9 protein-coding genes are annotated in these 11,859 nt (G+C 69.5%); 3 read left to right on the plus strand and 6 right to left on the minus strand.

Annotated features, from left to right (window positions below; translation table 11 throughout):
- Positions 1–638 (plus strand): ABC transporter permease (locus U9980_RS06535; protein ID WP_322767113.1); only part of this gene is annotated, 638 nt, incomplete at its 5' end.
- Between the two features lie 22 nt (positions 639–660).
- Here U9980_RS06535 and U9980_RS06540 read toward each other — a convergent pair.
- Entirely contained in the window at positions 661–1,389 is a 729-nt protein-coding gene (locus tag U9980_RS06540) for an HAD family phosphatase (protein ID WP_322767114.1), read from the minus strand.
- A gap of 38 nt (positions 1,390–1,427) precedes the next feature.
- A complete protein-coding gene (metH, locus tag U9980_RS06545) occupies positions 1,428–4,994 on the minus strand; it encodes a methionine synthase (RefSeq protein ID WP_322767115.1) in 3,567 nt (1,188 codons plus the stop codon).
- A gap of 206 nt (positions 4,995–5,200) precedes the next feature.
- Between metH and U9980_RS06550 the strand changes: the two genes are divergently transcribed.
- On the plus strand, positions 5,201–6,043 hold the full coding sequence (locus U9980_RS06550) for a PAC2 family protein (protein WP_322753978.1): 843 nt from the start codon (positions 5,201–5,203) through the stop codon (positions 6,041–6,043).
- Here U9980_RS06550 and U9980_RS06555 read toward each other — a convergent pair whose 3' ends face one another.
- The 4 genes from U9980_RS06555 to U9980_RS06570 all read right to left on the minus strand — a co-directional run bounded on the left by U9980_RS06555 (position 6,044) and on the right by U9980_RS06570 (position 9,725).
- Positions 6,044–6,832 carry a hypothetical protein gene (locus U9980_RS06555; RefSeq protein WP_322767116.1) on the minus strand — a complete coding sequence of 263 codons (789 nt, stop codon included), beginning with the start codon at positions 6,830–6,832 and terminating at the stop codon, positions 6,044–6,046.
- Positions 6,832–8,088, minus strand: coding sequence for a cysteine--1-D-myo-inosityl 2-amino-2-deoxy-alpha-D-glucopyranoside ligase (gene mshC, locus U9980_RS06560; RefSeq protein ID WP_322767117.1), 1,257 nt, complete (start codon positions 8,086–8,088; stop codon positions 6,832–6,834). Before mshC ends, U9980_RS06555 begins: the two co-directional genes overlap by 1 nt.
- 66 nt (positions 8,089–8,154) lie before the next feature.
- Positions 8,155–8,940, minus strand: a complete 786-nt coding sequence (locus U9980_RS06565; RefSeq protein WP_322767118.1) for an SCO1664 family protein — start codon at positions 8,938–8,940, stop codon at positions 8,155–8,157.
- A gap of 5 nt (positions 8,941–8,945) precedes the next feature.
- The gene (locus U9980_RS06570) at positions 8,946–9,725 is read right to left on the minus strand and encodes an MSMEG_4193 family putative phosphomutase (RefSeq protein WP_322767119.1); all 780 of its coding nucleotides are present in this window, start codon (positions 9,723–9,725) and stop codon (positions 8,946–8,948) included.
- A 98-nt stretch (positions 9,726–9,823) separates the two neighbouring features.
- On the opposite strand from U9980_RS06570, the gene U9980_RS06575 reads away from it, so the two are divergent.
- Positions 9,824–11,859 (plus strand): AAA family ATPase (locus tag U9980_RS06575; RefSeq protein ID WP_322767120.1); only part of this gene is annotated, 2,036 nt, incomplete at its 3' end.

Genomic DNA, 11,859 nt, shown 5'->3' on the forward strand with positions numbered 1-11,859 from the left:
CCCTCACCCTCGCCGGGACGTACAAGAAAAGCCAGGTCGCTGGCAAGTACCTCGTCGCCCTGAGTGAGTTCAGCCGGCATTACAACTCCGATCTCGACATCTTCGTCATGGTCAGGATCGCGTCGAACGCGAACATCGCCGACGTTCGGAAGGAGATCGACTCCGTCGCCAAGGCCTACCCGAACGTGCAGGTACGCGACCAGTCCGAGTTCGTCCGGCAGCAGGAGAAGCAGGTCGACCAGTTGCTGGGCCTCGTCTACGTCCTGCTGGCCCTCGCCGTCGTCATCGCGTTGTTCGGGATCGTCAACACGTTGGCCCTCTCCGTGATCGAACGGACCCGGGAGATCGGGCTGTTGCGCGCGGTCGGCATGAGCAGGCGTCAGCTGCGCAGGATGGTGCGCCTGGAGGCAGTGGTGATCGCCGTCTTCGGAGCGCTCCTCGGCGTCGTCGTCGGCAGCTTCTTCGGCTGGGCGTTGACCCGCGCCCTCAAGGACCAGGGCATCAACACCTTCGCCTACCCGCTGTGGACGGTCGTCCTCGTCGTGATCATGGGTGGCCTGCTCGGTGTCCTGGCTGCCATCTTCCCGGCCCGTCGGGCCGCGAAGATGGACATCCTGCGGGCGATTTCGACAACCTGATCACGCATCACCCCGGCACGCATCACACCAGGTCGACGCCGTCCGCATCCCGGTACCGCACGCTGCCCGCGGACGGCGAAACCAGGCCGTCGAGTAGCCCCACGGTGACCTCGCGCAGGCTCGCCACAACGGTCGCCCCGGCGATGGCCGCGGACGGCGCGGCCATCGGGAAGGACGGGACGAGAACCGTCGCGCAGCCCGCGTCGAGGCCGGCACGCGCGCCAGCCTCACTGTCCTCGAGGACCACACACCGAGCTGGCACCACGCCCAGGAGGCTCGCCGCCGTCAGGTACGGCTCCGGATGCGGCTTGCGCAGGCTGACCTCGTCGCCGGCGACCGTCACCGCGAACCGGTCGAGGCCGATCGCGGCGAGGACGGGATCCATCAGCACGCGGAACGACGACGACACCAGGGCGGTCGGGATCCGCGCCGCAGCCAGCGCATCCAGCAGCGCGATGGCACCCGGCATCGGGACGATCCGGCCGGGTTCGCCGAACAGCTCGGCGGTCCGCTTGACCAGGAAGCGGGCGGCCGCGTCCGGGTCCGCGTCGGGTACCCCGAGCATCGAGAGCATGAGCGGCACGGCCGTGTCGATCCCGTGCCCGATCATCGCCGTCTTGATCTCCGGGGTGAACCGGCCACCGAGGCTTTCCGCCAGTTCGTGCTCTGCCACCGTCCAGAGTGGTTCGGTGTCAACCAGCAGACCGTCCATGTCGAACAGGACGGCCGCAACCCCATCGTCAACGCTCACCCGACCTGCATATCAGGTCGGGTGAGCGTGGCGAACTATCAGGTGGCGAAGTACTTGGCCTCGGGGTGGTGCGCGATGATCGCCGACGTGGACTGTTCCGGCACGAGCTGGAACTCCTCGGACAGCTCGACACCGACCCGTCCCGGATCCAGCAGGTCGAACACCCCGACCTGCTGCTCCAGGTCGGGGCAGGCCGGGTAGCCGAAGGAGTAACGGGACCCACGGTAGTTCTGCCGGAGGACCCCGGCCAGATCGTGGGCATCGGCGGCACCGGCGGGAGTGCCATCGGGCAGCAGCAGTTCGGAGCGGACCCGCTTGTGCCAGTACTCGGTCAACGCCTCGGTGAGCTGGACCGACAGCCCGTGCAGCTCCAGGTACTCCCGGTAGGAGTCGGCGGCGAAGAGCTCGGCCGTGACCGCGCTGATCCGCCGGCCCATGGTGATGATCATAAAGGGGACGACGTCCACCTCGCCGGCTTCCTCCGACCGGTAGAAGTCGGCCAGACACAGCCGGCGGTCCCGGCGCTGGCGCGGAAAGCTGAAGCGGGCCCGTTCACCACCGTCGGCGGACAGGACGATCAGATCCTCACCCTTGCTGACACACGGGAAGTAGCCGTACACGACGGCGGCTTCCAGCATCTGCTCGGAGACGATGCGGTCGAGCCACATCCGCAGCCGGGGGCGTCCCTGCGTCTCCACCAGCTCCTCGTAGGAGGGGCCCTCGCCACCGCGGGCGCCGCGTAGTCCCCACTGGCCGAGGAATGTCGCCCGCTCGTCGAGGAAGGAGGCGTAGTCGGCCAGTGGGATGCCCTTGACGATCCGGTCCCCCCAGAACGGCGGCACCGGCACGGGGTTGTCGGTCGCCACGTCCGAACGCGGCGGCAGCTCGGCCACGGGCTCCTGCGCCCGGGCCGCTGTCCTGGCAGCCTTGATCCGTTCGGTGCGCTCCCGGCGGGCCCGGCGTTCGGCCATGCGCGGGTCGTCGGCGAGCGGCGGTGCCTGGCCCCGCTTGGCCGCCATGACCGCGTCCATGAGGGACAGGCCCTCGAAGGCGTCCCGCGCGTAGCGGACCTCGCCCTCGTAGAGCTGCGCCAGGTCTCCTTCGACGTAGGCTCGGGTGAGCGCGGCGCCGCCGAGCAGCACCGGCCAGGTGGCCGCCACCCCGCGGGTGTTCATCTCCGCGAGGTTCTCCTTCATGACCACGGTGGATTTCACCAGCAGCCCGGACATGCCGATCGCGTCGGCGTGCTGCTCGGCCGCCGCGTCCAGGATTGCCGCGATCGGCTGCTTGATCCCGAGGTTGACAACCGTGTAGCCGTTGTTGGACAGGATGATGTCGACGAGGTTCTTGCCGATGTCGTGGACGTCGCCCTTGACCGTGGCGAGTACCAGGGTGCCCTTGCCCCGGGTGTCGGACTTCTCCATGTGCGGCTCGAGATAGGCGACCGCGGCCTTCATGACCTCGGCCGACGCCAGGACGAACGGCAGCTGCATCTGCCCGGAGCCGAACAGGTCACCGACGACTTTCATGCCGCCCAGCAGGGTCTCGTTGATGATCGCCAGCGGATCCCGGGAGCGCATCGCCTCGTCGAGGTCAGCCTCCAGCCCGGTCCGTTCACCGTCGATGATCCGCCGCTGGAGTCGTTCGTCGAGCGGCAGCGCGGCCAGTTCCTCGGCCCGGGTCGGCCCGCCGACATGGCCCTCGACACCCTCGAACAGATCCAGGAACCGGGTCAGCGGATCGTAGCCGTCCCGGCGCCGGTCGTAGACCAGGTCGAGGGCGACCTCACGCTGGGTATCCGGGATGCGCGCCATCGGAAGGATCTTGGAGGCGTGCACGATCGCCGCGTCCAGGCCGGCTTCGACGCACTCGGTCAGGAACACCGAGTTGAGCACCACCCGGGCGGCCGGCTTCAGACCGAAGGAGATGTTGGACAGCCCGAGGATGGTCTGCACGTCGGGATGGCGCCGTTTGATCTCGCGGATCGCCTCGATGGTGGCAATCCCGTCGCCGCGCGACTCCTCCTGCCCGGTACCGAGGGTGAAGGTCAGGGCGTCGATGAGGATGTCGGACTCGTGCATCCCCCACTGCCCGGTCAGCTGGGCGATCAGCCGTTGCGCGACCTGCACCTTCCACTCGACGGTCCGGGCCTGGCCTTCTTCGTCGATGCAGAGTGCGACGACGGCCGCGCCGTGTTCGCGGATGATCGGCATCACGGTGGCGAGCCGGGAGCCGGGGCCGTCGCCGTCCTCGAAGTTGACCGAGTTCACCACGCAGCGTCCGCCGAGGCATTCCAGCCCCGCCTCGATGACCGGGGGTTCGGTGGAGTCGAGCATCATCGGCAACGTGGACGCGGTGGCATAGCGGCTGGCAACCTCCCGCATGTCGACCGTGCCGTCCCGGCCGACGTAGTCCACACAGACGTCGATCATGTGCGCGCCCTCACGGGTGGCGGCGCGGGCGATCTCCACGACGTCATCCCAGCGGCTGTCGATCAGCGCGTCGCGGAAAGCCCTGGAACCGTTGGTGTTGGTGCGCTCACCCACCATCAGCACCGAATTGTCCTGCCGGAACGGCACGGCCTGGTAGAGCGAGGCCGCGGCGGCGTCAACGGCCGGCCGCCGTGGCGTGACGGCCCGTCCGGCGACGCGCTCGACAACCTGACGCAGATGCTCGGGGGTGGTTCCGCAGCAACCGCCGACCAGTACGGCGCCGTAGTCACGGGTGAAGGTGTCAAGCGCGTCGGCGAGTTCGGCCGGGGTCAGCGGGTAGGTGGCGCCGTCACGGCCAAGCGTGGGCAGACCGGCGTTCGGCATGACCGAAAGCCCGATTCGGGCGTGCCGGGCCAGATGACGCAGGTGTTCGCTCATTTCGGTGGGTCCGGTCGCGCAGTTCAGGCCGATCAGGTCGATGCCGAGCGGCTCGAGCGCGGTGAGCGCGGCGGCGATCTCCGAGCCCAGCAGCATCGACCCGGTCAGCTCCACGGTGACCTGCGCGATGACGACAACCCGACGATCAGCGGCGGCCATCGCGCGGCGCGCTCCGATGATCGCGGCTTTGGCCTGCAGAAGGTCCTGCGCGGTCTCCACCAGGACGGCGTCGACGCCCCCCGCGAGCAACCCGGCGACCTGGCGCTGATAGGCGTCCCGCAGCGGTGGGTAGGCGATGTGTCCCAAGGTGGGCAGCTTCGTTCCAGGGCCCACCGAACCGAGGACGAAGCGGGGCCGGTCGGTCGTGCTCCAGAAGTCGGCAGCCTCACGGGCTATCCGGGCACCCGCCTGCGCCAGTTCCCCGATACGGTCAGCGATGCCGTACTCTCCGAGATTGGCGAGGTTAGCTCCGAAGGTGTTCGTCTCGACTGCGTCACACCCGACAGCGAAGTAGGCGTCGTGTACTGCCCGCACCACGTCTGGACGCGTCACGTTCAGGATCTCGTTGCAGCCTTCGTGACCCTGGAAGTCGTCGAGACTCAGATCGGCGGCCTGCAGCATCGTTCCCATGGCACCGTCGGCTACCAGCACGCGTTCGGCCAAGGCGGAAAACAGGTCGGCTCGCACCTGGGAAGCGTACCGGGCGCGCCCGTGCCGATCGTGGTGACGACTCATGGTCGTCATCGGGTTTGCCCGGGTTACCGACCTCCTGGTCGGCGCAGCTGTGGTCTGCTGCCCGCCAGACCAGGTCAGATCGGCCCGCCGACCGGGTACTTCTGGAACAGCGGGTCGCAGGGACCCACCGGCACGCACCAACGTAGGACGTACCGTTGCACTGTCACGGGGGCAGTGGGCCGCCGCGGGGCGGCAGGAGGTGGCAGGTGATCGAGTTCTCCGGCGTCGGTCAGCTACGGTCGCCGATCGTAGTGGCTGCCTTCGAGGGCTGGAACGATGCCGCGGACGCGTCGTCCGCGGCCGTCGAGCATCTGGAGTCGGCGCTCGACGCGAAGGTGATCGGTGCCATCGATCCGGACGACTACTACGATTTCCAGGTCAACCGTCCCACGGTCAGCGGCACCGACGGTGCGTCCCGCAAAATCTCCTGGCCGACGACACGGCTGTCGGTCGCACGCCCCGACCATGGCGACAACGACCTGGTCCTCATCCGTGGTCTTGAGCCGAACATGCGCTGGCGGGGCTTCACCGACGAGCTGATCGAGGCGATTCATGCGCTCGGCAGCGACATGGTCGTCAGCCTCGGCGCGTTGCTCGCGGATTCCCCACATACCCGCCCGGTGCCGATCAGTGGAACCGCCGGGGACCCGGCCACGGCCGCACGCCTGCGGCTGGACCCGTCGAAGTACGAGGGTCCCACCGGCATCGTCGGGGTGTTCGCGGAGGCATGCTCCAAGGCCGGGCTCGCCTCGGTGTCGTTCTGGGCCGCGGTCCCCCACTACGTGGCGAACCCACCGTGCCCGAAGGCGACGCTGGCCCTGCTACGGCGGGTCGAGGACCTGCTGGACATGGAGATCCCCCTGGGTGACCTGGCCGAACGGGCCCGGGCGTGGGAGCGTCAGGTCGATGAGCTCGCCGCGGGCGACAGCGAGGTTGCCGAGTACGTGCGCGCGTTGGAGTCACGCGAACCCGAGACAGAACTACCCGAAGCCAGCGGGGACGCGATCGCCCGTGAGTTCGAACGGTACCTGCGCAGACGGGGTCAGTGACTACTCCTCGACGACCTCGGCGTCGATGATGTCGTCCTCGCTGCCATAGGCTGGCCGAGCGGTACCCGTCGCCGCCGATGCCCGGGCGAAGAACCCAGGGTCGGCTCCGGTCACATCGTGCACTGCACTCGTCCCGGACTGCTCGGAGGTCTGCGCACGCCCGGTGCCGGTCGTCGTGCCGGTCGTCGTGCCGGCGCGCGCCAGGTCCGTGACCGCACGGTCGATCTCGCTGGAGCTCATCAGGCTGCGGACCCGCAACAGTGCGCCGAGAACCTCGCCCTGCTGGTGGCGTAACCCCTCGAGGATGCCCGCCACCTGCGAGATCTGTGCCTCGATGTCGTCGAAGCGCTGCTGGGCGCGCTGTCGCGACTCCTCGACCGCGTCGAGGAGTAGTTTGTCTGCCTGCTCACGGGCCTTACGCACGATCGGATGGTTGGCGGCGGCGTCCTCGATGGCCTCCTCCAACGCCTGCTCCGCGATGGCGCGGGCACCCGTGACGATCTCATCGGCTTCCTGATGGGCGATGGTCAGCATGAGGCCGATCCGGCCACCTGCCTGCGCGGCGAGCCGATCGGGCAGGGTCGCCTCGCCGTCGCGGCGGCGGCGATCGGCGTGCAGGGCCGCCTCGGCCGCGGCCGCCCGCTGCGTCACCTGACTGGCATACCGCCACAGCGTGGCCAGGTATTCCTCAACCTGACGTGGATCATAACCTCGCGCCACCTCATCGAACCTCGGCCGTTCGGCGTCGGTTCCGGTTCCGGTGTCGGTCCGGTGGTAGTCGGCACCCATCAAACTGAACGTCCTCCAGCCACGACCGGCTCAATGTCCACCCCTAGTAGCGAGTCGATGATTGCACGCGCCAAAGCCGGGGCGTCCGGGACATCACCTCCCGCCGCGAGTGCGGCGCTCGCCCAGCGGTCGACAGCGGCGACGGCACCCGGTGCGTCGAGATCGTCGGCCAGGTGCCGACGCACCTGGTCGAGCAGCGGACGGGCATCGGGTCCGCGCGTGTGGCCGGCCGCCGCCCGCCATCGGGCCAGCCGTTCGCGGGCGACGTCCACGGCCGAGGGAGTCCATTCCCACCCGATCGTGTGATGGTGGTCCAGGAGCGCGATCCGGATCGCCGCCGGTGGTACACCGCGGGCCAGCAGGCGGGAGACGAACTCGAGGTTTCCCCTCGACTTCGACATCTTGTGGCCGTCGAGACCGACCATGGCGGTGTGCACACAGGTACGTGCAAACGGCTGGACACCGGTCGCGACCTCGGCGTGGGCGATGCCGCATTCGTGGTGGGGAAACGTGAGATCCGTACCGCCGCCCTGGACGTCGATGCTCGCACCCAGATAGGTCAGGGCGATGGCGGCACATTCGATGTGCCAGCCCGGTCTACCCGGTCCGAACGGCGACGGCCACGCCGGCTCGCCGGGGCGCTCGGCGCGCCACAACAGGGGGTCGAGCGGGTTTTTCTTGCCGGGACGGTCAGGGTCGCCGCCGTTGCCGGCGGCCCGTTCGACCATCGCGTCGAAGCTGAGATGGGAGATCTTGCCGAAACGGGGGGCAGCCTCGATCGGAAAGTAGATGTCACGGTCCACCCGGTAGGTGGCCTCACGGCCGCGCAGTTTCTCGATCAGTTCGATGACCAGCGGAATCGACTCGATCGCCCCCACATATGCGGCCGGCGGCAGGATGCGCAGTGCGGTCATGTCCGCCCGGAACAGGTCGGTCTGACTCCGGGCGATCTCCCGCCAGTCCAGTCCGTCGCGCTTGGCCCGTTCGAACAGTGGATCGTCGACGTCGGTGATGTTCTGGACATAATGGACCTCGTGGCCGGCATCCAGCAGGACCCGCGTGAGTAGATCGTAGGTGAGGTAGGTGAATGCGTGCCCGAGATGCGTGGCATCGTACGGGGTGATCCCACAGACGTACATGCGGACCGTCGGCCCGGCCTCGAGCGGGCGTACCGAGCCGGTCGCCGTGTCGAAAACCCGGAGCGGGAATCCTCGACCGGGAAGCTGCGAGCGTGCGGAGGCCGGCCAGGATCGCATGCGTGTCAGCGTAGCCGGGTCCATGTCAGACAGGCCCAATTGCCGTCAGAGCTACTACCGACGGCCCTAGAACGGCGGCCAGGGAATGGGCGGCCAGTCGCCGGATGGAACCGGAAAACGGCGTTCGGTCAGCAACCTGTTGATCCGGGCGCGCAGGCTCGCGATCTCCGCATCGGTGAGCAGAGCGGCGAGGGCTGCGCCCAGGCTGCCGCCGGCCGCCTCCCGCAGGCAGGCCAGGAGTTCGAGCTCGTCGGCACGCAACCGGTGTCCCCGCCACGTCCACAGCAGCGTGCGCAGCTTGTCCTCGACGTGAAACGTCACGCCGTGGTCAATACCGTAGATCCGCCCGGACGGGCCGGGCAACAGGTGACTGCCTTTGCGGTCGGAATTGTTGACCACGGCGTCGAACAGCGCGATCGCCCGCAGCTGGGGGTCATCGGACCGGACCAGCGCAACCAGGTCGACGGTCTCGTCGATGTCGATCCAGAGCTGGACCATGCCCGGGCCGAACGGGCCGTCCCGCAGCACCGTGGGCGGCACGATCCCCGCGCCGGTCGCCTCGGAGAGCAGATAGGCCGCACGTTCGCGGCCGGCGAGCGTCCCGTCCGGAAAGTCCCACAACGCGCGTTCACCACGGACCGGCTTGTAGACGCACCGTCCGGTGTCGCCGTCGCCGACGAGACTGATCTCGCAGTACAAGGTTGCATTACTGGCCTCGACCAGCCGTCCCGTGACGGTTATCGTACCGTCACGCAGGAGCCTCAGCGCGCCGGCGGCGTCGAGCCCGCCGGCGTCGAGCGGATCGAGGGGCGGGCGTCCGCCGGGCGCACCGCTGGATACAGACTCGCTCACGTCCTTCAGTCTCGCCGCTCATGTTCACGACTGTCCGGTGGCCCTCCGCAGGGCGCGGGGCTCGTTGCAGCACCGCCCTGCCCGTCACCGCCGCCGACGACGGCGTCACCCTCAGCCGCGTCACCGGGAGTCCGCGGGGCTGGCAGCAGGTCCGCTACCGCACCACCCCGGTCGTTCACTCGGATGACGAACGGGCGATGTTCGGTATAGCGGATGGCCGTCAGTGAACAGGGATCCACTGAGATGCGCTGAAACAGATCCAGGTGCAGGCCCATGGCATCCGCGACGATCGACTTGATGACATCGCCATGGGAGCAGGCGAGCCAGACCGCATCCGGTCCCAGGCGTGCGTTCCAGTCGCGAATCGCCGCGACCGCGCGATGCTGGGTGTCACGCAGAGCCTCCCCCTCGGGTCCGGGGAAGACTACTGCGCTCGGGTGCTCCTGAACGGTCCGCCACAGGGGGTCCTTGGACAGCGTCGTCAGCTCCTGACCGGTCCAGTCGCCGTAGCGGCACTCCCCCAGACGGTCGTCGATGGTCAGCACGGGACCGTCGTCCCACGGTTCGGGTTTGCCGTGGTGCTCCGCGATCGCCAGGGCTGTTTCCTCGCAGCGTTGCAACGGGCTGGAGACGATCGCGGTCAGCGGTACCGAGGCGAGGCGCTGCGCGAGCGCCGCGGCCTGTGCCTGACCGCGGTCGTCAAGACCGACGCCCGGAGTCCAGCCGAGTAGAACGGTCCCCGTTACAGCGGTGAGACCGTGACGGACGAGCAGGACGGTGGTCACCTGGCATCCACAAGGAACGTATCCTAGCCCGACGCACCACCGGGATCCCTACCCACCGACCGAACGACGACGTTCGACGCACGCCGTAGGCTTCCGCAATGGCAGCCGAGACAAGCCTGACTGACCAGACCCCCGGTGCGCCACCGGGTGAGGTTCCGGCGGTCGACCCGGTGACCGTCTTCGGCGCGTTCTGCGCGGCGGGGCTGTGGCCGGGGCTCGGCCGGACGATCGCCGCCCGGCTACCCGAGGCGGGGATCCGGGGCCCGGCGGACGTCGACGCGACCCGGTTGGCAACGGTCCAGGGCGTCACCCCTGCGCGGGCCCGGCGGTTGGTGGACTCCTTTGCCGCTGCCGGCGGTGCCTATCGCGCGGCCGAGTTGCTCGTCGCGGCCGATCTGCCGGCCCGCCTGGTGCGCAGGCTGGTCGACGAGCTCGGGCCGGGGGTGGCCGACGCGCTGAGCGCGGATCCGTGGGCACTGCTCGCCGGCGGCGAGGCCGAACTCGCCCAGGCCGACCGGTTTGCCCGCGCGACGGGCGCCGGGCGTGACGATCCCCGGCGTGGCCCGGCTGTGGTCGCCTACCTGCTCGGTCGGGCCGCCTCCCGTTTCGGTGACACCGCGGCGCCATTGGACATGCTCGTGCGGACGGCGGCTCGGGACGGTGTCGCGGACCCGGGCGCGGCGCTGCGTATCGCGATCGAGGATGGCCGTGTGATCATAAACGGTGAGCTGGCCGCGCTTGACCGGTACGCCGGGGCCGAGCGGACGGTGGCCGAGGGTGTCGCCCGGCTGCTGGCCATCGCCGAGCCGCTGAGCCCCGGGAGCACGCGGTCAGCGCCGGCGGCCATCCCGGTACCGGTGCCCGCCGCGGCGCCGGTTGACCATCCGGGGATGTTCGACGACCTCGCGGAGGAAGGCGTCGACCCCGACCCCGACCCCGAAGATGAGGATGAGGATGAGGGCGGGGATTCGGACAACGACGGCGACAGCGATGGTGGCGGCGCCGACGATCTTGCCACCGTCCTGGCCGGCCTTGATCAGACCCAGCTGCACGCGGCCCGGACCGCGCTCGAAGTCGGGGTGAGCATGCTCACCGGCGGACCGGGGACCGGCAAGAGCCGGACGGTAGCCGCGGTCGTGCGCCTCGCCCACGCGGCCGGCGCGCGGATCGCCCTGGCTGCTCCGACCGGGCGGGCCGCCAAACGCCTGGAGGAGCTGTGTGAGTGGCCGGCGAGCACCTTGCACCGGCTGTTGGCGGCGCAGGGAACGTCGGGAGCCTTCGCCCGCGACGCGGAGAATCCCATCGAGGCCGACCTCGTCGTCGTCGACGAGGCGTCCATGCTCGACGCTGAGCTCGCCGCCGCACTGTTCGACGCGTGCGCCGACGGTACCCATCTGCTGCTCGTCGGAGACCCCGCCCAGCTACCCAGCATCGGTCCGGGCCGGGTGCTCGCAGACCTGCTCGCGGCGCAGGTGGCGCCCGTCACCGAACTGCGGCGGCTCTACCGGCAGTCCGAAGGCGGTGGGATCGCGACGCTCGCCATGGCGGTCCGCGCGGGTGAGCTCCCGCCTCCCCCGTCCGGGCCGGACCGCGAGGTGGTGGCGGTTCCCGCCCGCAGTGCCGGGGAGGCGGCCCACCGGGTTGTTCAGCTTGTCACCGACTCCATCCCGCGGGCACTGGGAATATCCGTCGCGGACGTTCAGGTCGTGACTCCCGTCCACGGTGGACCCGCCGGGACGGCCGCGCTGAACAAGGCACTCAAGCAGGTACTCAACCCCGGTGCCGGGGCACCGGCTGGGGGGGCATCGGGCGGGTTCGACGTCGGCGACCGGGTGGTTGCCACCGCGAACCATCTTGACGACGGGTTCGCCAACGGGGAGATCGGGGTGATACGCGGCGTCGGTGATCGAGGTGCGCTCACGGTGGCCTTTCCCGGCGGGGATGTCGAGGTCCCGGGCGGAGCGGTCGGAGATCTGCGGCACGGTTGGGCGGTCACGGTCCATCGCGCTCAGGGCAGTGAGTGGCCGGCCGTGGTGGCGGTGTTCCCGCCGGAGGCGGGCCGGATGCTGACCCGCCCGCTGATCTACACCGCGCTGACCCGGGCCCAGCGGCATCTGTCGGTGGTGTCGGTGGG

It is taken from the genome of Protofrankia sp. Cr1, from assembly GCF_963555865.1.
GTDB lineage: Bacteria > Actinomycetota > Actinomycetes > Frankiales > Frankiaceae > Protofrankia.